At 52.7% G+C, this 256-nt stretch carries 1 protein-coding gene; it reads left to right on the top strand.

Features of this window, described 5'->3' with window-relative positions; all coding sequences use genetic code 11:
* On the top strand, positions 1–256 hold a 256-nt coding region (locus tag AAEY78_RS13955), incomplete at both ends, for an Ig-like domain-containing protein (RefSeq protein ID WP_352339972.1).

Raw genomic sequence — 256 nt, 5'->3', positions numbered from 1 at the left:
GCCTAGGTAATATCGGCAGCGCCACCGAAACAGGTCAGATAGACTTAACCGCACCGAGCCTTGTTATTACCGACAACGGCGTAGGCAACGATACCACCCCAACTATTACCGGTACTAGCGATGCACCGCAAGGCAGTACGGTAACGGTTATAGTGACAGATACCAGTGGCACACCACAAACAATGAGCGCCACTGTACTTGCCAATGGCACGTGGTCAATCCCTGTACCGGTAGCACTTGCAGAAGGTGCATACAC

It is taken from the genome of Psychrobacter sp. 16-MNA-CIBAN-0192 (genome assembly GCF_040309565.1).
In the GTDB taxonomy this organism is placed as follows: Bacteria; Pseudomonadota; Gammaproteobacteria; order Pseudomonadales; family Moraxellaceae; genus Psychrobacter.
This window is presented reverse-complemented; position numbering and strand designations above follow the sequence as displayed.